At 45.3% G+C, this 23,624-nt stretch carries 18 protein-coding genes and 1 pseudogene; all 19 read right to left on the bottom strand.

Features of this window, described 5'->3' with window-relative positions:
* Nucleotides 1-2: 2 nt before the first annotated feature.
* Nucleotides 3-7,553 carry a choice-of-anchor D domain-containing protein gene (locus RT717_RS12045; RefSeq protein ID WP_317491989.1) on the bottom strand — a complete coding sequence of 2,517 codons (7,551 nt, stop codon included), beginning with the start codon at nucleotides 7,551-7,553 and terminating at the stop codon, nucleotides 3-5.
* A gap of 410 nt (nucleotides 7,554-7,963) precedes the next feature.
* Nucleotides 7,964-8,917 carry a sugar phosphate isomerase/epimerase family protein gene (locus RT717_RS12040; protein ID WP_317491988.1) on the bottom strand — a complete coding sequence of 318 codons (954 nt, stop codon included), beginning with the start codon at nucleotides 8,915-8,917 and terminating at the stop codon, nucleotides 7,964-7,966.
* Nucleotides 8,918-9,115: 198 nt separating this feature from the next.
* On the bottom strand, nucleotides 9,116-9,514 hold the full coding sequence (locus tag RT717_RS12035) for a PIN domain-containing protein (RefSeq protein ID WP_317491987.1): 399 nt from the start codon (nucleotides 9,512-9,514) through the stop codon (nucleotides 9,116-9,118).
* Complete coding sequence (locus RT717_RS12030) at nucleotides 9,515-9,748, bottom strand: ribbon-helix-helix domain-containing protein (RefSeq protein WP_317491986.1); 234 nt, start codon at nucleotides 9,746-9,748, stop codon at nucleotides 9,515-9,517. It abuts the gene before it with no gap.
* 53 nt (nucleotides 9,749-9,801) lie between these two features.
* Nucleotides 9,802-10,068 (bottom strand): annotated as a pseudogene (locus RT717_RS12025) (HigA family addiction module antitoxin); the annotation flags it as partial.
* A gap of 67 nt (nucleotides 10,069-10,135) precedes the next feature.
* A complete protein-coding gene (locus tag RT717_RS12020) occupies nucleotides 10,136-10,489 on the bottom strand; it encodes a helix-turn-helix domain-containing protein (protein WP_151996841.1) in 354 nt (117 codons plus the stop codon).
* A gap of 11 nt (nucleotides 10,490-10,500) precedes the next feature.
* On the bottom strand, nucleotides 10,501-10,797 hold the full coding sequence (locus RT717_RS12015) for a type II toxin-antitoxin system HigB family toxin (protein WP_317491985.1): 297 nt from the start codon (nucleotides 10,795-10,797) through the stop codon (nucleotides 10,501-10,503).
* Nucleotides 10,798-11,007: 210 nt separating this feature from the next.
* Nucleotides 11,008-11,427 carry a hypothetical protein gene (locus RT717_RS12010; RefSeq protein WP_317491984.1) on the bottom strand — a complete coding sequence of 140 codons (420 nt, stop codon included), beginning with the start codon at nucleotides 11,425-11,427 and terminating at the stop codon, nucleotides 11,008-11,010.
* 12 nt (nucleotides 11,428-11,439) lie between these two features.
* Nucleotides 11,440-11,766: a hypothetical protein gene (locus RT717_RS12005; protein ID WP_317491983.1), complete on the bottom strand. Its 327-nt coding sequence runs from the start codon at nucleotides 11,764-11,766 to the stop codon at nucleotides 11,440-11,442.
* Nucleotides 11,767-11,771: 5 nt separating this feature from the next.
* Nucleotides 11,772-12,353 carry a hypothetical protein gene (locus RT717_RS12000; RefSeq protein WP_317491982.1) on the bottom strand — a complete coding sequence of 194 codons (582 nt, stop codon included), beginning with the start codon at nucleotides 12,351-12,353 and terminating at the stop codon, nucleotides 11,772-11,774.
* Between the two features lie 178 nt (nucleotides 12,354-12,531).
* The gene (locus RT717_RS11995) at nucleotides 12,532-15,387 is read right to left on the bottom strand and encodes a type I restriction endonuclease subunit R (RefSeq protein ID WP_317491981.1); all 2,856 of its coding nucleotides are present in this window, start codon (nucleotides 15,385-15,387) and stop codon (nucleotides 12,532-12,534) included.
* Nucleotides 15,387-15,983, bottom strand: a complete 597-nt coding sequence (locus tag RT717_RS11990; RefSeq protein ID WP_317491980.1) for a hypothetical protein — start codon at nucleotides 15,981-15,983, stop codon at nucleotides 15,387-15,389. The genes RT717_RS11995 and RT717_RS11990 overlap by 1 nt, the downstream gene beginning before the upstream one ends.
* 3 nt (nucleotides 15,984-15,986) lie before the next feature.
* The gene (locus tag RT717_RS11985) at nucleotides 15,987-17,192 is read right to left on the bottom strand and encodes a restriction endonuclease subunit S (RefSeq protein WP_317491979.1); all 1,206 of its coding nucleotides are present in this window, start codon (nucleotides 17,190-17,192) and stop codon (nucleotides 15,987-15,989) included.
* 1 nt (nucleotide 17,193) lies between these two features.
* Nucleotides 17,194-18,765 carry a type I restriction-modification system subunit M gene (locus RT717_RS11980; RefSeq protein WP_317491978.1) on the bottom strand — a complete coding sequence of 524 codons (1,572 nt, stop codon included), beginning with the start codon at nucleotides 18,763-18,765 and terminating at the stop codon, nucleotides 17,194-17,196.
* 114 nt (nucleotides 18,766-18,879) lie between these two features.
* Nucleotides 18,880-19,434, bottom strand: a complete 555-nt coding sequence (locus RT717_RS11975; RefSeq protein ID WP_317491977.1) for a hypothetical protein — start codon at nucleotides 19,432-19,434, stop codon at nucleotides 18,880-18,882.
* On the bottom strand, nucleotides 19,431-20,813 hold the full coding sequence (gene mnmE / locus RT717_RS11970; RefSeq protein WP_317491976.1) for a tRNA uridine-5-carboxymethylaminomethyl(34) synthesis GTPase MnmE: 1,383 nt from the start codon (nucleotides 20,811-20,813) through the stop codon (nucleotides 19,431-19,433). Before mnmE ends, RT717_RS11975 begins: the two co-directional genes overlap by 4 nt.
* Nucleotides 20,814-20,982: 169 nt before the next feature.
* Nucleotides 20,983-21,432, bottom strand: coding sequence for a thioredoxin family protein (locus tag RT717_RS11965; RefSeq protein ID WP_317491975.1), 450 nt, complete (start codon nucleotides 21,430-21,432; stop codon nucleotides 20,983-20,985).
* The gene (locus RT717_RS11960) at nucleotides 21,429-22,325 is read right to left on the bottom strand and encodes a metal ABC transporter permease (protein ID WP_317491974.1); all 897 of its coding nucleotides are present in this window, start codon (nucleotides 22,323-22,325) and stop codon (nucleotides 21,429-21,431) included. The genes RT717_RS11965 and RT717_RS11960 overlap by 4 nt, the downstream gene beginning before the upstream one ends.
* A gap of 3 nt (nucleotides 22,326-22,328) precedes the next feature.
* Nucleotides 22,329-23,618 (bottom strand): metal ABC transporter permease, encoded by a 1,290-nt coding sequence (locus RT717_RS11955; protein WP_317491973.1) that lies wholly within the window; start codon nucleotides 23,616-23,618, stop codon nucleotides 22,329-22,331.
* Between the last annotated feature and the right edge of the window lie 6 nt (nucleotides 23,619-23,624).

The following is a 23,624-nucleotide window of genomic DNA, read 5'->3' as shown; positions in this document are numbered from 1 at the left end:
ATTTAATCTCTTAGTAGCTGAATGAACCCGGATTCATTTTTACCACGCTCCAGTTTGATCAGGTAATAATAAGTGCCAGCATCCAAGGCCTGGTTGCTGCCAACATTTCCATTGCCTTCAAATTTGATGTCTATGTTGTCATACCTGTCAGCCTGATACACTAGTTTACCTGCCTTGGTGAAAATGGATACTGAATTATTTGCGTATTCGGTAATTCGCTCAATCTTCAGGAAGTCATGTTTTCCATCGCCATTGGGGGTAAGCACGTTAAAGACATGAATGGTTTTGTTTCTCGGTCCAACCTCACCCGACACGTCAAAAACGAAATCTGCGAAGTTGCTTTTGATTGTCACCGTACCCGAAAACCTTCCCTCGGCAGTTGCCCGAAGCACCACCTCAAGCAGGCCTGTTTCGCCAATCTCAACGGTTTCTGGCACCTGCGCCACCTCAAATTCGTCACCCGTGATTTCAACGGAGTGAATAATCAAGGTTTCACTTTCTGACGGGTTGGTGATAAAAAATACTTTGGAAATAGGATCTCCAAACTGAGTGGTACCCAGGTTTACTGTCGTGTTGGAAGTGATCAGCTTGTTGTTGCTTTCCTCTATTACCTGCATCTCTTCAAATTCAACTTTTCCATTGATCGAGAACTCAAAAGCTGCTTCGTCTTCATCATTGCTGGTGATAGAAATAGTTGTAGTGAAATTTCCCCCCGCCGAGGCGTCCATTACCACCGTAAACTGCCCGGTTGTTCCAGGCAGTATGCTAGTTACAGATGAAGAAATACTGAATACTTCACTTGAAGAGGTGATGCCCGTGATTTCGAGCGCAGAATTTCCTGTGTTTTTGATCGTAAAGACCGCTGATAGGTCGACACCTTGTTCGGTAATTCCCATTTCAATAGCGGTGGATTGTCCATCAGTTATGCTTGTGCCGGTGTCGCTGCTTCCCACAAATATTTCTATTTCGGGCACCAGCGGCACTCCAGATAATATTTCGCCGGTTATGGGGAATGTAAAAGAGCTTTCATCCAGGTCGTCGCTGATGATAGTAACAGAGGCATTGAACAAGCCTGCATTGGTGCCCGAAAGGGTCACTGTAAATATTTCGGTGTTTCCTGGTGAGATACTGGCGATGGTGCTGCTGACACTGAAATCTGTGCCGTCGACGGTAATGGCGCTGATGTTGAGGTTGCTGGTGCCGGTATTTTCAATGGCAAAAGCCTGAGAAATCTCGCTCCCCTCTGCTCCACTGCCAAAGTCTACAGGTGTCGACTGACCGTTGAGAATAGCAGGAGCTGTGTTGCCCGTCCCTGCAAAGACGTTGATTTCAGGGAAGGTGATAGTTCCGCTTACCGGGAAAGTGAACGGGCTTTCATCTGCATCATCGCTTGTAATCGTTACGACCCCATCAAAAGTGCCGGTATCCGTTCCCGAAAGCATAACGGTGAACGTCTCGGTAGCTCCAGCGGCAATAGCAGTAATAGCATTGGTCACGCTGTAACCAGTACCTGAAACGGTGACCTCGCTGATGGTTAGTGTACTCGTACCTGTGTTTTCAATGGCAAATGTTCTGGCGATATTATTTCCCTGCACAGCACTTCCGAAGCTAACCGGAGTGGCTTGTTCATCAGATATTGCTTCTGCCGAATTGTCCTCTCCGGCAAACACTTCAATGTTGGGATAGGTGATAGAGCCAGTAATCGGGAAGGTAAATGAATTGTCGCCACTATTGTCGCTGCCGATGGTCACATCGGCGCTAAAGTTTCCGGTGTTGTCCCCCGACAGTGTGACGGTGAATGTCTCCGTAGCGCCAGCAGCAACGCTGGTAACGGTATTGGAAACGCTGAAATCAGTACCGGACAAGTTTATACCGCTAACGGTGAGTACACTGGTGCCGGCATTTTGTATGGCAAAAGTACGGGTAATCGGATTGCCCTGCACTGCACTACCAAACTCTACAGCAGAGGTTTGACCATCTGTGATCATGGTGGCCGAATTGTCCGTGCCGGCGAAGACATTGATCTCAGGATATGTGACCGTTCCGGTGATGGGGAAGGTGAATGGATTTTCATCCGCATCGTCAGACGCAATCGTGACTGTGGCATTGAAGGTGCCCGCATTTGCCCCTGAAAGGGTTATGCTAAAGTTGGCTGATGCATTTGTTGCGACGGAAGTAATGGCACTTGAAACACTGAAATCTGACCCGGAAACAGTCACACTACTTATGTTAAGAGCACTGGTGCCGGTATTCTCAATAGTGAAAGTTCTGGACACGTCAATCCCTTTAACGGTGGGTTCAAAACTAATTGGTTCTGTTTGGTCATCGGAAATAGCTGACGCCGTTTTGTCATTACCAGCAAACACGTTTATTTCCGGGTAGGTGATGGTGCCAGTTATCGGAAAGGTAAACGGATTTTCATCTGCATCGTCGCTTGTGATGGTTACGGGGGCACTGAAGTTGCCTGTGTTGGCGCCTGAGAGGCTGACAGTGAAGGTTTCCGTTGCATTCGCAGCAACCGTTGAGATGGTGCTGTTTACGCTGTAGTCGGTGCCTGAAACGGTGACGCCGCTGACATTAAGTACGCTCGTTCCCGAATTCTTAATGGCAAAGGTTCTTATGATCTCGCTTCCTTGTACCGCACTACCAAAGTTGATTGCGGTCACTTGTGCATCGGTAATTGCTGGTGAGACGTCTGTGGCACCATCGAAGACGTTGATCTCAGGGAAGGTGATTGTGCCAGTCACGGGGAAAGTGAAATCGCTTTCATCAGCATCGTCGCTTGTGATGGTGACGGTAGCACCGAAGTTGCCTGTGTTGGTACCTGCGAGGCTGACAGTGAAGGTTTCCGTTGCATTCGCAGCGATCGTTGAGATGGAACTGTTTACACTGTAGTCGGTGCCTGAAACGGTGATGCCGCTGACATTGAGTATGCTCGTCCCCGAATTCTTAATGGCAAAGGTTCTTATGATCTCGCTTCCTTGTACCGCACTACCAAAATTGATTGCGGTCACTTGCGAATCGGTAATTGATGGTGAGACGTCTGTGGCACCATCGAAGACGTTGATCTCGGGGAAGGTGATTGTGCCAGTTACCGGAAAGGTGAACGGGTTTTCATTAGCGTCGTCGCTAATGATCGTAACCGTGGCGTTGAAATTACCAGTATTTACGCCTGACAGTGTAATACTGAAAGTTTGGGTTCCGCCGCCTGCAATAGTCGTAATGGAACTGGCAACGCTGAAGGCTGCGCCGGAAACGGTAATGCTGCTAACATTTAGAACACTGGTGCCCGAATTTTCGATAGCGAAGGTCTGAGTAATATTGTTGCCCTGCACCGCTGAGCCTACATCAACTGCCGACACTTGTTCATCGGTGATGAGGATTCCGCTGTTATCGCTGCCGACGTAGACATCAATTTCCGGTTCGGCAACGCCCCCTGTCACAGAAAAGGTAAAAGGATCTTCATCGGCGTCATCGCTCACAATGGTCACCAGGGCATCGAAAGATCCGGAAACTGCAGCCGATAAAGTGATTGTGAAGGTTTCGATGCTTCCCGCATTGATGGTAGAAATTGAGCTATTGATACTATAGTCTGTACCGGAAACGCTTATGCTGGAAATGGTGAGTGTGCTTGTCCCCGAGTTTTTGATAGCGAATGTTTTGATAATGTCAGCTCCTAATGTCGTGCTACCAACGCTTACGGCCGTGGCTTGCCCGTCGGAGATAGCTGGCGAAGTGTCGTCAGATCCATTGTACACATTGATTTCTGGAGCAACGACGGTACCCGTCACTTGAAAAGTGAAAGTTGCTTCGTCGGCATCGTTACTTTGAATGGTGACTGTGCGATTACTAAACGTCCCTGCCGTTGCCCCACTTAGTCTTAACACGAAAGTGGTGCTTGCGAAAGGGTTGACGACAGATGATGCCGGTTGGGTGTGCACAGTGAACCCCGTTCCCGACACGGTTAGAGGCAATGTGAGATTCAGCGCACTTAGCCCGGAGTTCTGAACGGTAAAAATCACATCAAGGCTGTTTCCCTGCAATGTTTGCCCCACATCGATCGAAGAAACATTGTCTGTAAGAGGTGTCGCTCCATTCAATACATTTATTTCCGGAGCCGTGGTGGCAAATTCGGAGGTATTGCCACTTGCGTTGGTCACTTGAGCGGTCACGATATCACCCGCTGAAAGCGTAAGGCTGCCAAGCGACCAGGAGCCTGATGTGAATGATACGGTGCCCAGGTATTCATTGCCCTGGCCAGGTAGACATCCTGACTTATCCCGATATACATCGATCAGGTCACCAGTGGAACAGGAGGCGCAACTTCCAGAAATCACGGAGGTTCCCGCTCCAGTCGTGTAATTGGTAATAGAAGGGGGGAGGATCGATCCATTTGCATTATCTTTCAAACCAATCCCCCCCTTGCCATTGCAATAAATCTTATTTCCTCTGATGGTATTGCTGTTCGTTGTGCCGTTGGCAGCATATCCTTTTGGATCAAGGTAAACCCCGTATTGACTGTGTCCGGCGATGATGTTTCCTTCCCCTGCGCCAAAGCCTCCGATGACATTGTTGTCGACCACCGGATTGGTAGAAAAAGGAATGAGTTCGATCCCGTGAATGGTACCCGCACTTACAATATCTCCATTGATATCCACTCCAATCGAGTTCCCTTTAATGATATTACTGGAGCCGTTGAAAATAATGACATTTACGCTGCTGTTGCCGGAAATTATGTTTCCTTCACCCGCTACTGAACCTCCAACTATATTTCCATTGGATGAATTGCTAACATTAAAGCCAAGTTCAAGGCCCCGGATACCATTTGCCAGCGCCGTTAATCCAGTAGCGTCGAGACCAATGATATTTCCCTTGATTATATTGTTATTGGCATTAATGATTCGAATGCCATAGTTTCCATTCCCTGAGATCAGGTTCCTCTCACCAATTCCTGCTCCACCAATTCTGTTATTACCTCCCGCCGAAATATAAAGGCCGCAGTCGGTATTTGCGACGGCGCTGCTTCCCGTGGTGTTAGTGCCGAATTTATTACCATAAAATGTAATGTTGCTTGCTCTGCTCCAGACCCCATATTGGTTTCCATTGAGCAGGTTGCCTTTCGACGGTGCGCCAATTTGTCCACCTGATATTCCGGCGTTGATAAGAATACCAGCCCCGGATGAAGCTGTAAAACCGGTGAGGTGCAGGCCATACACTTCACAGTTGTTGGCATTGATGCTGAGACCGTTGCTAATGCTGGCGCTTCCCTGGATTTTCACCAGATTAGTACTGCTCCATCCTGGCTGGGTGGTAGCGTCCATGATGGTAGTGGCAGTAATGATGGGAAGTGCTGTGGCCGGAGTTATTGTCCATGGGCTGGCGCTGGCGATGTTGAATGAGATAGTTTTACCAGAACTTCCGTTCGCATTGGTGATCGCCCAGCGAAGGGAGCCTTCGCCAGAATCATTGGTATTTGTCACCACGAAAGGAGAAAATAACTTACTGGCGGGGTTACCAGTTGCTGTCGTAACCTTGTAGTTTTCGCTGCCCGCTGTGCCTCTGTATTCGTACACTCTTACGTGGTAAGTGTTTCCGGCCGTCAGGCTACTTATTGTAACCGTATTACCTGTTCCTTTGTAGACAACATAATTGCCTGTGCCGATTTGGCTGCCGCTGCCAAATACAGCGTTGGCCGTATAACTTGTGAGATCCACAGGGTTAGAGTTGACGGCACTTCCCTGTTTCACAATCACCAATCTGCTGGTGCCATTTCCGTTTGTCCATGTAAGGGTCATTTGACTGGCAGCGACATTGGAGAACACTATGTTACTGGCTTGGGTGCTTGGTTCTGCATAGCTGACGAGCAGGTCAGCCGCATTACTTGTAACAATGGGGTTATCTGAAACTACCCTTACTTTGTAATTACCTGCCGGAGCCGCCGCCGAAAGAGTGAAGCCCATACTTCCTGACGACTGAGAAGTAATCGAAGCCACTGCAGTCGGGGAGGCGAACGACCCATTTTTATCTGAGAGTTGGGCAGTAAACTTGTTACCTGAATTAAATATTCCGGTCACCACGTAATTCACAGTGATAGACTGCCCCGGCTCTGCACTACTAGGGCTAAGAGAAGTGGTTATTGAGGTCGCTTCTGTCTGATTAAGTCTGATGCTCAGCGTTCCTTTCCCTTCAGCTTGTCGATTGGTGTAGATAAGGTCAGGTCTTTCGTCACCGTCGATATCATCCAACTGATCAGCAAATGGTGCTGTCGAGGTAGCAAAAACGACGACTTCGTTCATTGCAATCGTGCCTGGTTCACTCTTGTTGCCATATACAAAAACCCGATCTTCGGTCACTGAGGGAACGGCGATATCGGGTAGCTTGTCTCCATTAATATCACCTACATCAAAGAAGTCACCATAACTTGACGAGCCTTCTCCTGTATTGAATCCGATAGGTTCATCCAATGTAATTTTTCCGTCGCTGGCGTAGGCATTTCTGAATATTTCAATGGCCGTTTGCGTCTGAGAGCCCACAATAATATCCAGAAAGCCATCCTGATCCATATCTGCCGCTTTTACTATGGCAACCGATGAGTTAGGTTTAAAAGTATCAGTCCGATCGAAAGTCAGCTTCCCTTGGGTACTGGTGTTCGTGATAACCTCCAAATTGGCTCCTGCGGCATGTATCAATTCCGGGAGGCCGTCATCATTCAAGTCACCTGCTGTAAGGTCTCCGCCACCTGTAGGTAGTGTTGTTGGGCCGGAAAAGCTTATTTTGCCTATTGAACTTGTGTTCAGGTAAATACTGATTGTACTGCTTGTCATGGCCGCCACATCAACTCTTCCATCCTGATCGAGGTCAGACAGTACGAGTCCTATACTAGGTGTACCTTCGATAGGGAATGTTGAGCCAGCCTCAAAAGTTATTTTTCCGGGGGTACTCTTATTGACCATATAAGCCAAATAGGTACCTGCAACTGCACTTGATCCCCAGAAAACGATATCAAGTAAACCATCACCATCAAGATCATGGATTTTTGGCCCGAAACCGCTAGGGACATTGACGGCAAATTTTGAGACGTCGAACGAAGGAATGCTTTTAGTGGTGTTTTGGTAAATGCTGATTGCGCCACCCGAATGTGTCAAAAGAAGGTCAATAAGCCCATCCTTATCAAAATCAGCGCTTTCCAATCGTTCAGGATTGTCTTCCGTTGTTATTTTATTTTCAGCACCGAAAGCATTCGTGTCGATCGTTGAGACGCCATTCGCATAGGTCGGAATAAAATTCACATTGGAAGTTGCCAGCAAGCCAGACACAGAGATGACAATGATCGGTCCCATTTTGGCTTCCAGCGGAACAGTAACCGACAGTTCAGTTGTACTTCCATCCTTAATTGTAGCGGGTACACCCCCAACAAACACCAGCATGGTGTTGAATTTGTCATCAAAGTTTTCGCCAGTAATGATGACCTGCTCCCCAACTCTGGCAGAGGTAGGAGAAAAGCTTTTGATGATGGGGGCTGTGGCTCTGGAAAAACCATCGTAGCCGAACAAGATTAAAAAAAGGACCCAGTGATATTTTGACATAGGTACAGAGAAAAAATTGATCAAACCTCCGCTAATCTACGGACGAAAAAGGGCATTTCAACAGTGAAATGCAAGCTTTTTTTCATTTTAGAGAGGCTTAAACGAACCCCTCCAGCCTATCAAACCTGTCAAATGCACAAGTTCCGTAAATGTATTTTTGCAATTAAAAATTGTATTATTTTTATACTCAACCAAATGCTTATTTGAGGTAAATCCAGCGCACTCACAATGTGTAAACGTTCAAAAAATGTACCTCAGATGGGTAGTTGATTTCAGTGCTATGGTGTTGAGCGGAGATTCTGAACAGCACATGAGAAAATGTACTTTGCCGGGGTAAGGCAACATCAGATTAATGCGAAATAGGCAAGGACACCGGCCTACATTCCAACCAAAGCCAGTGCTTTTTTCATTGCGGTCATATTGGTGGCCAGTGCCTCGTCATTCTCAAGCTCGTTAAGTGCCTGGTTGAACGGTTCCGTCCTTACCGGCCCGTCGTACCCGATGTCGATCAAACCCTGCAGAAAGTCTTTCATGTTGATCACACCGGTGGCAAGTGGCAGCTCTCGTTTTCCGTCCTGTTGCTCTTCTCGTTTGAAGCCTGCTCTGGCGTCGTTGATGTCGGCGGTGATGATATCGGAAGGGGTGAGGGTTTTGATGTCCTCCAGAGTATCGTTGGCGCAATACCAGTGGAAGCTGTCCAGCACAAACCCAACATTTCCAGTTCCTATGGCAGCAATGAGTTCTTTCCCTTCCTTCATGGAGCTGATAAATGTATAGCGATTCCCGGCCACAAGCGTTCGCATGCCCAGGTACTCAAGGCCAAGCCTGATGCCATATTCATTCATTATTTTGGCGCATTCCCCAAGCCTGGCGGCATGCTGGCGCATGTTTTCATTGTAGGTAAGGGTGGGGTGGGAGGAGATGATCCAGGTGTTGATCCGTGTGGCACCTTGTTTTTGCATGGCCTCGCAGAACTTTGGCAGTTCCTTCACGTCCTCTTTGAACTTGGCTTCGTCACGGCGAAACTCCACAGGTATATTGGTGGAGTCGTAGGTGATCTTGTTCGCTTTCATCTTCGCCATAATTTCGTTCAGCTGTGCTGACGAATAGTCTTTCATCACCTCCTGAGTAAACGGACTAATAGCTTCATAACCATACTGGATGGCGTAATCCAAGGTTTGTGCGAAATTGGCTTTTACACCAATAATCCCTGGATTGAGCGCTAATTTGAACTTTCTCTGCGCTTTAGTGCCTGAAAAAAGAGGGAATGAAGGGCTGGCTGCAACTGCCGCCGCCATGGCTGAGGCCTGGATGAATTTTCTTCTATGCATGATCTTCTGGATAATAATTGTCTAAGATAGGGCAGTAGGTATGATTTCGGAATAGGAGAGAGTATGGGCGGTGGGTGTGGGAAAACGGTGGCTTTGCCGGTTCTTGTCCTTCGAATGATTTATGGCAGACGAAGAAAGGTCGGTGCCTCTTCAACAGCCAAATGCAAATTTTAAAAGTGCACATTCTCGAATGCTATTTCACCTCCAGTTTTCAATTTTAAGCGCTTCAATACGATTAAATTCTTTCTCATTTGAGGTCACGAAAATGAAATCGTTGGTCAAGGCAGTGGCAGCTATCAAGACATCGTATGCTCCAATGGGGGTTCCTTTAAGCTTTAATTCGTATCTGAGTTTGGCTGCAATTTGTGATTCGTCAGATCTGAAGGGTAGGATATTTGCCTCTGATAGAAATGCTTGCACAACTTCCTTGCTTCTTGACTTCAGACGTGGGTTTTGAACAAGCCCAAAGCGTAATTCAAATTCCGTTATGGTCGAGATGAAAACGGTGGCTGGGGACTTTGACTTGAGTTTGCGGATAATATCCTGATTACCCCTTACCAAATCGATAACTACGCAAGTATCTAATAAGAAAGCCATTTAAAAGATAGTTTCTTTCGGCGGGATGAGATCTTTTCTCAGGTCATCCACTGAAGGAAATTCAGTATCCGGCTCTATATGGTTGATCCAATCTCCCCATTTACTTTTCTTTTCCTGGTTCAGCAACAACTCGACGGCTTTTCGAATAGCAGCATTTGTGGTCAACCCTTTGTTTTTGACATAGGAATCGAAACGACTTTTAAGATTGTCAGGCAAGTATACGGATATGTTCATGTCTAGTATATTATAACATATTACAAATGTAGTGAAGTTTTAGTTTTCGATCTTCAAGTTGAAGCCATTTTCACTTTAGTCTTTACTGGCATACCGGCCTTCTCCACATCCTTTTTGTTCTTGATCCGGATCTTATAGATCTCATAGGCAACCTGGTATTTCATCCAGAATTCTGCTTTGATGCCAAGGACATCTTCCAGGCGCACAGCCAACTCCGGAGTGATGTTTCGCTTTCCTCCAATCAGCTCTGACATTATATTCTTGGCAATACCAAGCGCCTTTGCCAACTCAATCTGCTTCATTTCCCTGGCTTCCAGCTCATCTTTTAAAAGCTCTCAAGGGTGCATGGCCGATCCTGGCACTAGGTCGTTTGCCGGCAGGCTTTCTTTACTGGAGAATAATGTCAGCATCGATGTTCAGCTTTTTATGTATAGTCTTAGCCATGTCCAGGGTAATGTCACGCTTGCCTTTTAAGTATTCACTGATCCGGCTGGCGGATGTTCCAAGGAGTTCAGCAAGCTCCTTTTGGCTTAGGCCCATCTCAGACATGCGTAACCGGATCACATCGATCAGCCCAGGCGTAGCTACCGGCAGGTGAGCTTCCTCGTACTCAGCAACGAGGTCAGATATTTCATCAAGTTCGACAAATGTTGGGTCTTCCGGAGAGGTATCATTGCCCACAACTTTTAGAAGCTCTTCAATCCGTGCCAGGTACTTTTTATATTCCTTTTCTTTGATCATATCCGTATTCTTTAGATACTTGAATTGTCCTGAATGTCGTCATATTCAGAATGTGAACCGATAAACCGGATATACACTTTTTTTGAAGCAAAAATCACTATAGCAATCAGCCGGAATTTATTTCCTTTGATGTTGAAAACATACCGGTTGCTTCCGGCATGGTCCACACTATTAAAGGTCTGTCTCATCTCCCGGAAATTCTCCCAACTGGCTTTGCTGGTTTTGTGATACCACTCTTCCAGGGCTGTTTTGGCCTCCGGCACCTTTTCGGTGTATTCCCTGATCCTTCGGAACGTTACAATCCTCATTACTTCAATTGTAAATGTAAAGTTACATAAAATGTAATTTATATCGCAATCCGATTCACAGCCGCACACTTTTTCATTGCTGGTGATCGTTATTTACTTTCCGATACAAAAAGTGATTAGTGCTGATAATCAGATAGTTACAATTTTTAGGTACAAATAAGGTACAGTTATTCCATTTTATTTGATTTTTGAGGCTAAATGGGGGTGCAATTATATAACCTTTGTACTTTCTCGTAGTGGCTTTTCTAACTCTGAAAGATTGAATAGTCCGAGTCTTAATACTTTAGTGTTTGCTTGGAGTGTTAAAGTGCTGACAAATGCTCTTAGGTAGGGAAATACAATTGCTATTGCATTAGCATAGAAGTATTTTGGAATTTCATCATAGCTGGGCTTGTCCGGAAATTCGAATATAGCTAAGCAGCTAACACTAAAAATTGGTTTGTCCTCTTGTTCAGGACTAAAAGCAGTGAAATCTAAACGTAGTTTAAAAATGCCATTAGATAACTCAAAAATACCACTCGGAGTGAAACCAACTTTCATGGGATTTCCATTGTCATTCTTCTTATCGTAAGAAAATTTGACTACAGTAAAATCTTCGAATGAAAATGAGGCTTGTTTTGCTTCTAGCATGACACAATAATATTATAAAAAAAAAGACCCTGAAACTATAGCAGGGTCTTTTTCTTTATGCTTTCTATAAGGTTTGTCTGGCGGTACAAATTTGTTGCAGCCAATAAGATCGCATTCCAAAATATAGTTATCCACTGAAGTTAGAGGGGCGTCTACAACAGTTGCAGGAACTGAAACCATTTCCTCAAATGCAAAAGACTTCGAATGATCTCCGATATAGCTGAAAAGATCGTCTCCAACTGATTTTTTACGCAACCTTTCTAAATCAGCCTTTACCTTTGCTTTATTGTTTGCTAAGTGCTCTCTTAGAGCTAGCCTTGCTTTTTCTAATGCTTCCATATCAGTTATAACGATACAAACTTAATAAATGGTTTCGTTAAATACACAATATCATCTTTCGATAGGAAAGAAACTATAAACTTTGGGTTTAATATTGTGTAACTTTTTCTGCCGTTTTGCTCATAATTGAAGTCAATTTTTATACCTGCTTCATTAGTATTCTTGTAATCAACAGACCTGATTATTCTAAATGGAAACACATCCGGTGGGCACTCATACCTTAAATAGTCTATTATGTGACAAAGGTCTATACCTTCAACAGCACCTTTATCGTCAATAAAGTCAAATTCACCTAATAAGTTAACAAACCCGACTAAATCCTTCCTATTTCCAACTAGGTCTAAAAAGAAGTCATGTTTTTCGTCGTCTATGGTAATATCAGCTTCAATTACAAAGTAGTCATTAGCATAGTGATTTCTTCCCCATGTTTTAGCATAAGACAGATTGTAGTCCCAAAAGTAATACCCCTGTCCAAGAAACGGGCGTTTCCCTTCGTCGTCATTATGATCTGAAGCAAATGGGAAAAGTTCCAATACCTTTTGGTGACCTCCTTTTTTACTACAGGTGTGATGTACTGTAAGAGTCAAGTTCGAAATAATATTGCTTTGAATAATTTCGAAAAAATAGGCTTTCTAATGATAAGTACAAAGCACTTTTCAAATTCCCGCCAAAGAAACATCAATTTGGCCTTCGGTTAAAAGCTTGTTTTGAATGAAACTAGCTTTTACAACTTTGAGTATTTTAAATATCAGTTACAGTAATTCACTATCCCCCCATACCATTCACAAACGTCTCCACAAACCCTAAAATCTTACTCAATATCTGATCGCCTATCTTTTTGCGGTGAAGTACTGAAGGCTGTTCACCGTCAATCAGTGCCAAAACTTCATCTCTCAACGGATCACGTTCGGCAAACAGGTAATTCTCAATGAGCTTTTGCGTTCTTTCTGGAATGAGTTTTTCTTCCTCCACCAGCCCTTTGAAGGCTTTTTCCTGCTCAATACTCCAAAACTTCTCAAATTCTTCAGGTATGGTGTCCGTGTCTTCAATGATTGGCAGGTTCTCCAGAATGAACCTTTGAATCAATTCTCTCTTGCTTCTCAGGTTCGCTTCTCCAGCGAGCAAATCCAGAACATCTTTTTGCCTTTGTGCTCTGTCTTCTTTTTTTGCATCCTTCAGGTTAGCCAACAGCTTTAGAATGTAGCTGACATTGATGTTATCACGGTGGATCAGCTCCAGTTCAAAATCTACGTCCTCCAGGATAGAAACCTTTTCTTTCTGATTATCGGTTTTCGTCTTTTCGTGGAGGTCTAGGTATTTACTTTTGAAATCCTCAAAAAGCTGTTCGGGCATGGCCAAATCCTGCCAGTCGAAATCAGCAAACGTGGCCATCGTGTTTTTGATCCTCATCAAATCCCTGAACGCTTTGATGAACTCCAGCTCTTCTTCCTCACTTGCCAGGTCATTGACACTGTTGACAGTAGGAGTGACCCTCAGAAGCTCAATAAAGGCTTCGTTGAACTTCTTCACATAGTCCTCATAGGGCTTCATTATAATCGCCTCAATCGCCTCTTTGTTGCTGAATAAGGTGATTGCCTCATCAGTAGCCTTTTTGAGGTTGCGGAACACTACAATATTGCCTTGTGACTTCTGTTCGTTCAGTATTCGATTGGTGCGAGAATAGGCTTGTATGAGGCCATGGTACTTAAGGTTTTTATCTACGTACAGCGTATTCAGCCTTTGACTGTCAAAACCGGTCAAAAACATGTTGACTACCAATAGAATGTCAACTTTTCCTTCCTTTACCTTTTTGGAAATGTCGTTATAGTAGTTGTAAAAGGATTGGCTGTCTTTGGTTGAGAACTTAGTCTCAAACATTTCATTGTAGTGGACAATGAACTCATCCAGTCGTTCCCTGCTGTGAGCGTTGACGCCGTATAACATCCTCGGCTCTGCTGCCATCAAAACATCACCTGTCAAAAAGCCGTTGGCGTCTGCATCCTCCTCATTAGCCACATAGCTGAAGATAGTAGCAACCTTCAAATTGTGCTCACCAGCAGCCTTTTTCCTTTGTAGAATGTCGTAATACTTAATTAACGTTTTCACGCTGCTCACGCAAAACATGCCGGTGAAAGTCTTATTGTAGGTTTTCCGACTGTGTTGAGCCAAAATATAGTCAGTAATCTTCTCCAGCCTTTCGGGTGATTCCATCAACTCTTGTTTGTCAATGTCCTCCACTTCAATATCTATATCGGTAGCTGCCCCGTCTTTTTGCCTATATCTGCCTACATACTCCACCGAAAACCGCAGTACGTTTTCATCTTTGATGGCATCTGTAATCACATATTTGTGGAGGCATTCGCCAAACAGCTCTTTGGTAGTTCTTTTGCCTAATTCATTGGAAACGGCATTGTCTACAAAAATCGGTGTGCCTGTAAAGCCGAATAACTGATTGTTAGTAAAAAAGGCTTTGATGCGGTTGTGCGTTTCGCCAAACTGGGAGCGGTGGCACTCATCAAAGATGAACACTATCCGCTCATTCTTTACCTTTTCCATCTTAGCCAAATACTGCGATTTGCTGATGGCGGTGTTCAGCTTTTGAATGGTGGTAACTATGAGCCTGGTGTCATCTGAAAACTGCTTGACAAGCGCCTGCGTATTGTCGGTGCCGTCAATACTTCCTTTGCTGAAGCTGTTAAACTCCTTGGTGGTTTGATAGTCCAGGTCTTTTCTGTCTACCACGAACACCACCTTTTTTACCTCGGGCAGGTTCATAATGATCTGACTTGCTTTGAATGAAGTCAAAGTCTTTCCCGAGCCTGTTGTGTGCCATATATAGCCGTTCTGATTAGAGTTTTTGACCCGGTCAATTAACGCTTCCACCGCATAGTACTGGTAGGGGCGGAGCACCATAAGCACTTTGTTGGCTTCGTTGAGCACAATGTACTTACAGATCATTTTAGAGATGTGGCAAGGCTCCAGGAACTCACTGGTGAACCCATTCAGTATATTGGTGAGCCGCATGTTGGCTTTGTCGCTCCAGTAGAAGGTTTGTTTGAAAGACTGAAGCCGGTTATTGGCGTAAAACTTGGTATTTACTCCATTGCTAATGACGAAAATCTGAACGTACTGAAACAGAGCGCTATTGGCTCCAAACGAATGCCTTTGATAGCGGTTGATTTGGTTAAAAGCCTCCTTAAGCTCTAAGCCCCTTCTTTTAAGCTCTATTTGCACCAAGGGCAGCCCATTGATGAGGAGGGTAACGTCGTAGCGGTTTTTGTAGGTGCCTTCCATGGTGACCTGGTGAGTGACCTGGAACTGGTTCTGACACCAATGTTCTGTATTGATAAACTCGAAATAGAGATTGTCCCCATTGTCCCGGACTAGGTGCTGCTTTTCTCTTAGTGTTTTGGCTTTTTCAAATACCGAGCCTTTGCTGAGGATATTGAGCACCCGGTCAAATTCCTTGTCTGTAAAAATGATTCCGTTGTGCTTCTCTAGTTGACTCTTAAGGTTGGCTATTAGCTCAGTTTCATCTTTGATGAATACCAAGCCATATCCCATTGTTTGCAATTGAGCAACTAATTGATCCTCTAATATTTGCTCGGGTTGTTTACCCATTATTTTTTAAATCTTTTTTTGAACTCTTCCTGGTAATAGTGTGCTGTCTTTTCATCGCCTGAAAGCATATCGAAGACAAGCTGGTGGAAAATTTGAGAAGGTGTCAAAATATCTTTTTCACTTATTTCTTCTTCGGAGTCAAAATCTGGATTCGTAGGTATTTCGATGTTTAGTGTCCACCATTTCTCAATTTTGACCCTCAAAAGAATCAAATCTGCTAATTTTTCAGGAAATTCCTGTGGCAAACCTTCAAAAAGTAAGGCCATTAATTCATGGGAGAGCTTATTTCGGTATTGCCTAAGTTCATCGACTTTTGCAATATCTTCAGTCGTTATGGCTCCCATGTCTTTTAGCCAAAGTAAGGTGGCTTTGAGCACACTTTTGTCCTTGGATTTTACATCTTTTTCATAAGTGTCAGAAAAAGTGTATTCGCCATTAATGAAACCAGTGTTGAAAAAGAACTTTACTGTTTCAATAGTATGATCTTTGAAAGCTTCAAATGAAGCAATGAAAAGTGATGAAAATACTAAGTTTCCTTTAAGGTTTTCAGGGTCAAGAAACTTCAACCACTTGTTTAGTTCATCTTCGTTCGCCATACACTATACAAACATCTGTTGTAAAAGCCCCTTTTTCCACTGCTCGGTCTTTTCGATTTGAGCAGTCACCTTCTCAATCTTTTCATCTATGGCAGAAAGGAAATTGGCTATTTTGGTTTGTTCATTCTTTGAAGGGAGTTCTAAAAAACATTCGCCAATCTCACCTAAGTTAATCTTCTTAGGGAAAGCAACATGTATTGTTCTCATCCAAAGTTCATTCTGAAACATGTTGGAATTGATATAATGACTGAGGTATTTACTATTGATAGTTGCTTTACTTTTTATAAGAGCAAGACTCACATAAAAAGAGGCTCTTACATCCCAATCAATGAGCCTTGGAGTACCGATATCTCCAATTCTGGTCATCAAAATGTCTCCTTTTTGTAGTTCAACCCGCTGGTTTTCCTTAATAAAAACCGCTTCGGAAATGAATTTAGTTTCGGAGAATTGATTTGCAGTAACATGTTCAACACTATAGAAAGGAACACCCTCTTCTACATAGTTTGGCGTTTGATGCGTCCCGTCATAAACTTTCGCAACCTCCCCCAACTTCTTCTTCTCCCACTCCGGAAACTCCTTTCCATTCTCATCTTTGAACCTCAGCTCCTGAGAAAAGAGCTTTTGCATCAGGCCTTTTTTGTATTGCTCCAGCAAGGCTTTTTTCTTTTTGAGGGCTTGCAGCTTGCTGTCCACCGCTGTGAGAAAGGAAGCTATTTTTTGCTGCTCGGGGAGGGAGGGTATATGTCTCTTAAAATGAACGAAATCTAGGTAATGAACTCTCTTTTTCTCAATCAAACTGCCAGTTGACATCCTGTCATAAAATTGAATTAACTTGAAGCTAGTAAGGTAGTTCTCAAAAAAAATCGGATTGCCATTATCATTGCAATAGAAGATGTTATAATATTTTGACACTTTGACTTTGCTGTTTTCCTTGTATCTAGCTAGTGCGCCAAATCTTAGGTTCATTGGATTAAATGCAAAATCATTTTCGTACATGACTTTGTAAGCGTCTCCCTCATCATTTACCAAATGGCTCCTTTCATACCTTTCGCTTTTGGCTACAATTCCCTTTTCGATGGTCAAACTGTATAGAGGCAATTCTTCATCTGAAATCTCTTTCCTTTCTTCTATAAAGTAGCCAAGTGCTTGGGTTGGCCAATCGCCGCTAAATTCAGGAAACCTAAGTGTTGGTTGATAGTTATTTCCCATGTCAGAATGGCGTAGAAATATTAAGTTCCTTACAAAACACCTCCAGCACATTGTCCGTCTCCAACACTTCTTTGTCCAGCGCTTTTAGCTCGCTGGCTACGGCTTCCAGGTCAATCTGCTCTTCCACTTCGAAAGTATCAACATACCGAGGAATATTCAGGTTGTAGTCGTTGTCGGCTATTTCGGCCAGTGTGGCCCGGTAGCTGTATTTATCTTCAGTGCTGCGGCTGCGGTAGGTGTCTACTATCTTGTTGATATGCTCTTCCCTCAGCACATTTTGCGTTTTTACCTTGTCGAAATGCTGGCTGGCGTCTATAAAGAGCACGTCTTCGGGGTGTTCCTTGCACTTCTTAAACACCAGTATGCAAGTGGGTATGCTGGTGCCGTAGAAAATGTTCGAGGGCAAACCAATCACCGCATCGAGGTAATTGCGGTCTTCTATCAAATACCTGCGGATATGCAGTTCGGCACCGCCTCTAAAGAGCACTCCGTGCGGCAATACGATGGCCATGGTGCCATTTTCGGCCAGGTGGTGTATCATGTGCTGCACAAAGGCAAAATCGGCCTTACTGCCTGGAGCCAGCTTGCCGTATTGGCTAAACCGATCGTCGCTCGTAAACAGCGGGTTGGCACTCCAGTGTGCTGAAAAAGGAGGATTGGCCACTATGGCTTCAAATGTCATGCCTAGGTGCTGCGGGTGCTCCAGTGTATCTTCTTGCTTGATATCAAACCTCCGGTAATGCACATCATGCAATATCATGTTCATTCGGGCAAGGTTGTAGGTCGTCCGGTTAAGCTCCTGCCCGTAGAATGTATTGACCTCCTCCACTTCCCTGGCTACCCGCAAGAGGAGGGAGCCTGATCCGCAAGTGGGGTCATACACAGACTTTAGTTTGGTTTTGCCAGTGGTCACAAGCTTGGCTAATACCATGCTCACTTCCTGCGGAGTGTAAAACTCTCCAGCCTTTTTTCCCGCTCCACTGGCGAACTGCCCGATCAGGTATTCGTAGGCATCACCCAAAACGTCCAGCTCGGTTTGCTCCAGCTTAAAGTCAATTTTGTCTAAGTGGGTAAGCACCTTGGCAATGATCTCGTTTCGGGCTTCTGGTGTCTTGCCAAGTTTGGTGCTATTCAAATCCATGTCCTCAAATAGGTTGTCAAACTCCTCCTCGCTGTCGGTACCCATGGTGCTGTTCTGGATATTGATGAGGATTTTTTGCAGGTCTTCGATGATAAAATTTGTTCCCGCCTTGTGTCCGTTGCCTCCTCGGTGGGCCACCTCGCTGAACAGCTCCGAGGGCTTCAGGAAATAGCCGAGTTTGTCCAGCGCCTCTTCCCTGATGGCTTCAATGTATTCGGGCCCGTTGGCCGCATCTTCTTTGATGTCTTTGTAGTGGATGCGATCCGACTTCAAAATGGAGTTGGCATACATTTCCATTTTCTCGGAGAGGTACTTGTAAAAAATGAACCCCAGTATATAGTCCCGAAATTCATCTGCATCCATCTTCCCCCTCAGGGTGTTGGCAATATTCCAGAGCTGTTGTTCTAGCTGCTTTTTTTGATTTTCCGACATGTTTTACTTACGCAAAGTATTTTTGAGAAACCTTCCCAATCACCTAAGTAAGTAATTTACTGTAAAACGGTGTTAATATTATTTTGTAAAAGATGCAAAAGTTGGGGCAGGGGCTTAATAGGTTATCTTATCCGGCAAGTTGTAAATCACGTCATTGTGGGAAGCCTCGGCCTTAAGTCGCCGTATATGTCCATTGATTTTACCCTCAAAGTCCATTCTGTAGTCTGCGTGGATTTTCCTGGTAACAATTGTGACTGCTTTAGATATCGCTTGCGCTACCCTAAAATCAAAAACTGTCCAGCAAGTGCCGAATTCATTGCCGAAATCCGTAAAAATGATCTCCAGCATATACATAATCAGTTCGACCTCTTTTTCCGGGCGCCGATCAATTGCCTTATAACGGTTGATTGACTGTGTAGCCTTTTGGATGCCTTTGGCAAGGTTCTTTTGTATGACACCATAATTGATATAAACATTCATGGCGTCTTCTATTTCAGCTTTTACATCGGCAAATAGATCTTCCAGGTCGTTTTTTGAAGCCACCTTCTGAAAATAGATTGCCTCCAGCTCAGCCTGGTTTTTTGTCAGCAACCGGGCGATCAGCTTATCCTTTTCTTTCTCACTAAGGCTTTCCAGATATGGACTAATGTCTGCTATCTTAATTTTCATTTCCCGATACAAAACTTACTAAAAATATTCGCCAGCAAGTCATCATTCGTTACCTCACCTGTAATCTCACCGAGGTGGTGAAGGGCCTGGCGGATGTCGAGGGCCAGGAAGTCGCCGGTGACGTTGGAGCCGATGCCCGTGAGCACGTCATCGAGTGCTTGGCTGGTCTTCAGCAGGCTTTCAAAGTGCCGGGCGTTGGTGACTATGGTGTCGCTGCTGCGGATGTTCTTCAGGTTGACCTGATCGAGGATTTTGTCTTTCAGCTCTTCCAGGTATTGCTGCTGAGAGGCAGAAATAAAGATGAACCGGTCATCTTCTTTTAGCTGAGCCACCAGACCAGCGGGCGCTTTGTCTATCTTGTTCCCGATAGGAATGAACGGCTTGCCCAGGTTCTCAAGCTTGTTGATCTCTTTGTTGATGTCGGTGATGTTGTCGTTCACCAGGTCAAAAAGGTAAAGGATCAGCGAGGCCTCTTTCATTTTGCTGTGCGTTCTTTCCACACCGAGTGCTTCGATTACATCGGTTGTTTCTCTGATGCCGGCCGTGTCAATGAACCTGAAAGCCACGCCTTCAATATTGATTTCATCTTCAATGGAGTCACGGGTGGTGCCGGCAATGTCAGAAACGATCGCCTTTTCTTCTTTGAGCAAAGCATTGAGCAGGGTAGACTTGCCTGCATTGGGCTTTCCAGCAATTACTGTCGGCACGCCGTTTTTAATCACGTTGCCCAGATCGAAGCTTTTGATCAGCTGGTTTATAATAACCTTCAAGTCGTTGACCAGCTTTGCCAGGTCGTGGCGGTCGGCAAATTCCACATCCTCTTCACCGAAGTCCAGCTCCAGCTCAATCATGCTGGCAAAGTGGATGAGCTGCTCCCGCAGTTGTTTGATGTCCTTCGAAAAGCCTCCCCGCATCTGCGACATAGCGGCCTGGTGGGCTGCCTCCGAGTCGGAGCTGATCACATCGGCTACTGCCTCGGCCTGGGCCAGATCGAATTGCCCGTTGAGAAATGCCCTTTTGGTGAATTCTCCCGGCTTGGCCAACCTGGCTCCCTTGCCCACAACGAGGTTAATGATGCGCTTGATGATGTATGATGAGCCATGACAGGAAATCTCCACCACGTTTTCTTTGGTGAACGACCTGGGGGCTATGAAGACCGACATCAACACTTCGTCGATGATCTCTTTGCCTTCTCTGATAGTGCCAAAATGGATGGTGTGTGAATCGACTGTGTCAAGATCTTTGCCATGAAAGACGGCATTGGCAATACTTATCGCTTGAGGCCCGGAGAGGCGAACCACCGCAATGGCGCCAATGCCCTGAGGGGTAGCAAGCGCCACAATGGTATCGTCGAACTGAGAGTAGGAGAGAGCACCCAAGGGTTATGAACTGTTGATTAAAATGAAAGATTCGGTAGAAATAACAAAAGACAAGCAACAAAATTCAAGGAATCACAAAAATACAACATCAAGATACTAAACCGTTTCAAATGTGAATTTTAGGTGATTGGAGCTTATTTGCGTTTTGTTATTTGTGTTTTTGTAACGCTTATTTTTTGGCTAGCTTAGTGATGATCCTCTTGAGCTGCGGCGAAGTTTTGTATCCTGAAACGATTTCAAGTCTGTCCTGATCGTTGTCTACCAAAATGAAGGTTGGATATCCTTGAATCCCCAGTGCCTTTACCATCTCTCTGCCACTGGTTTCCTTACCCAAAAAGGTAAACTTATCTGTTGTCTCTCCATTTATTTTGACCACGTAAACCGACTCATTGACCAGCGATGCAATTTCAGGATCAGCAAAAGTGGTTTTATCCATCTTCTTACACCAGCCACACCAGTTGGCGTACATCTCCACAATCACAGGTCTGGGCTCTTTCTTGAGCTTTTCAGCCAGCTGGTCAATAGACGTCCATTCTGTAGCTGTTGGTTCAGCTGGCACCGCCGCCGTGACCACAATGGCCAGCACGGCTACTGATAGTAGTCCAATCAATTGCTTCATATCGGTTCCTCTTTTAAAGTCATGGAAAGTTTCGATCTTCTATTTCTGAACACTACTCCTTGCGTAGGAGAGAACAAAAATACAACCAAAAAGATTAAACCCGCCACCGTCGACATAGCACCGGCGATGGATCCGTCAATATAAGACGCAAGATAATAGCCCAGCACGGAGACAATTATGCCGATGATACAAGTGAAAATAAGCATTTTCTTGAAATCCTCCGTGAGCAGGTAGGCTGTTGCTGGCGGGGCAATAAGCAAAGCCACCACCAAAATTGCCCCAACAGACTCGAAAGATGCCACCGTTGTAAGCGACACAGCTCCCATGAGCAAATAGTGCCAAAGCGTGGTATTGATGCCAATGATGGCGGCGTAGGAGGGGTCGAAGGTGGTGAGAAAGAGCTCTTTGTATCCGATGAAGATGAAAGCAATGACCACCAGCAGCACAGATCCGGAGATGTACAGTACCCTTGGCCCCATGATGGTGCCGGTGTCGGTGATCCAAAGGTCAATGGGCACGTAAGCAATTTCACCGTAAAGTACGCAGTCCTGGTCGAGGTCAACCTTGCCAGCGAAAGTAGAAATCAAAATAACGCCCAGGGCAAACAGCCAGGTGAAGGTGACACCAATGGAGGCGTCGGTTTGGAGATTGCCCTTTTTGTGGAAGAATTCGATGAGAAAAGTGGTGATGATGCCCAGCGCACCGGCTCCCAAAAGCATGGGCAGGGAGTCCCGGCTGCCAGAAATGAAAAATGCTATTACAATACCCGGCAACACGGCATGAGAAATGGCATCAGCTACCATGGCCATTTTTCGAAGGATGAGGTAGCTCCCCACCAGGCCGCACGAAACGGCCACCAAAGAACCTGCTAAGATGATATATATCGCTTCCATGGCTTATCTGTAAGGTATGGTTTCGTTGTGCGGATCAACCGACGGATAGTTCAGTTTCTTCTCCAGCCGGGCTTCTATTTCCGGCGTTATGATATGCTCGATGGTTTCGGCCTCATCGTGCACATGGTCGGGCGCAATTCGCAAATACTCGGTCAGGTAAAGCTCCCAAAGCCGGTGAAGCTTCACTATGCGTTGCCCTTTGTTTTTACCCTCTTCGGTAAGTACCCAGCCTTCCCGATCCTGCTTCAGGAAACCGCTTCTCACTAGTTTTTGGAGGCCGCCTTTTAACCGCCCTATTACGAAACGTCGTTGGGAGATCAGGTCGCTTATCTTACGGTGGCCATAGTATTGTTCATCGGCCTCACCCAGGTGGAAAAATGCCTTGAGGATGTTTTCCTCCAGGATTTGCTTTTGATACTTTCTTTGCTGGTATTGCTTGTACAGGATGCCCTTTCTAGGCGCAATGAAGAACGAGCTCATGGCGATGAAGGAAATCACCAGGACAATCCACGGTCCTGTAGGCATAGCAGGAGCCACGAAAGAGATGTAGGCGCCAGAAATACCCGAAACTGCCCCAAAGAGTGCTGCCAGGAACACCATTGTGGTCAGCTTGTCGGTCCAGAACCGGGCCGCCGCTGCGGGCGTAATGAGCATGGCAGCCATTAGCACCACGCCCACAGCCTGAATGCCGGTAACTACGGCCAGCACGGTGAGCGTTGTCAAAACGAGCTCCAGCCCTTTCACAGGCATGCCAATGGCTTTGCCAAACTGTTCGTCAAAGGCAAGAAGAGTCAGCTCTTTGAAAAGGAGGCCGACAACCAGCAGCAAAATAATACTGACCGACCCGAACACGATGAGATCCTGGCCAACAAGAGAGGCTGCTTTGCCAAACAGGAATTGATCCAGTCCGCTTTGATTGGCGTTGCCGGAATGCTGGATAGCCGTAAGGATCAGAATGCCGAGGCCGAAAAAAACTGACAGGGTGAGGCCGATGGCGGTGTCTTCTTTTAGTTTGGAATACCTAACGATCATGTCAATGAACCGGAGAGAGAGCCAGCCTGTGATGAACGCCCCAATAATCAGGTAAATGGGGTTCTTGGTTCCTGTGACAACAAAGGCCAGACATACACCGGGAAGAACCGAATGTGCAACGGCGTCTCCAATGAGGGCTCTTTTCTTGAGAAAGGTAAAACAACCTACAATGGCCGCACTGATAGCCAGTAGCACCGAACCCACCACCACGTACCTGATGTTGGGATCCTGAAAAGAAAAGAAATAGAGAAAGTCTTCCATAATAAG

The sequence above is a fragment of the Imperialibacter roseus genome, assembly GCF_032999765.1.
In the GTDB taxonomy this organism is placed as follows: domain Bacteria; phylum Bacteroidota; class Bacteroidia; order Cytophagales; family Cyclobacteriaceae; genus Imperialibacter; species Imperialibacter roseus.
Note: the sequence above shows the minus strand (reverse complement) of the source record. Positions and strands in the feature narration are given on the sequence as shown.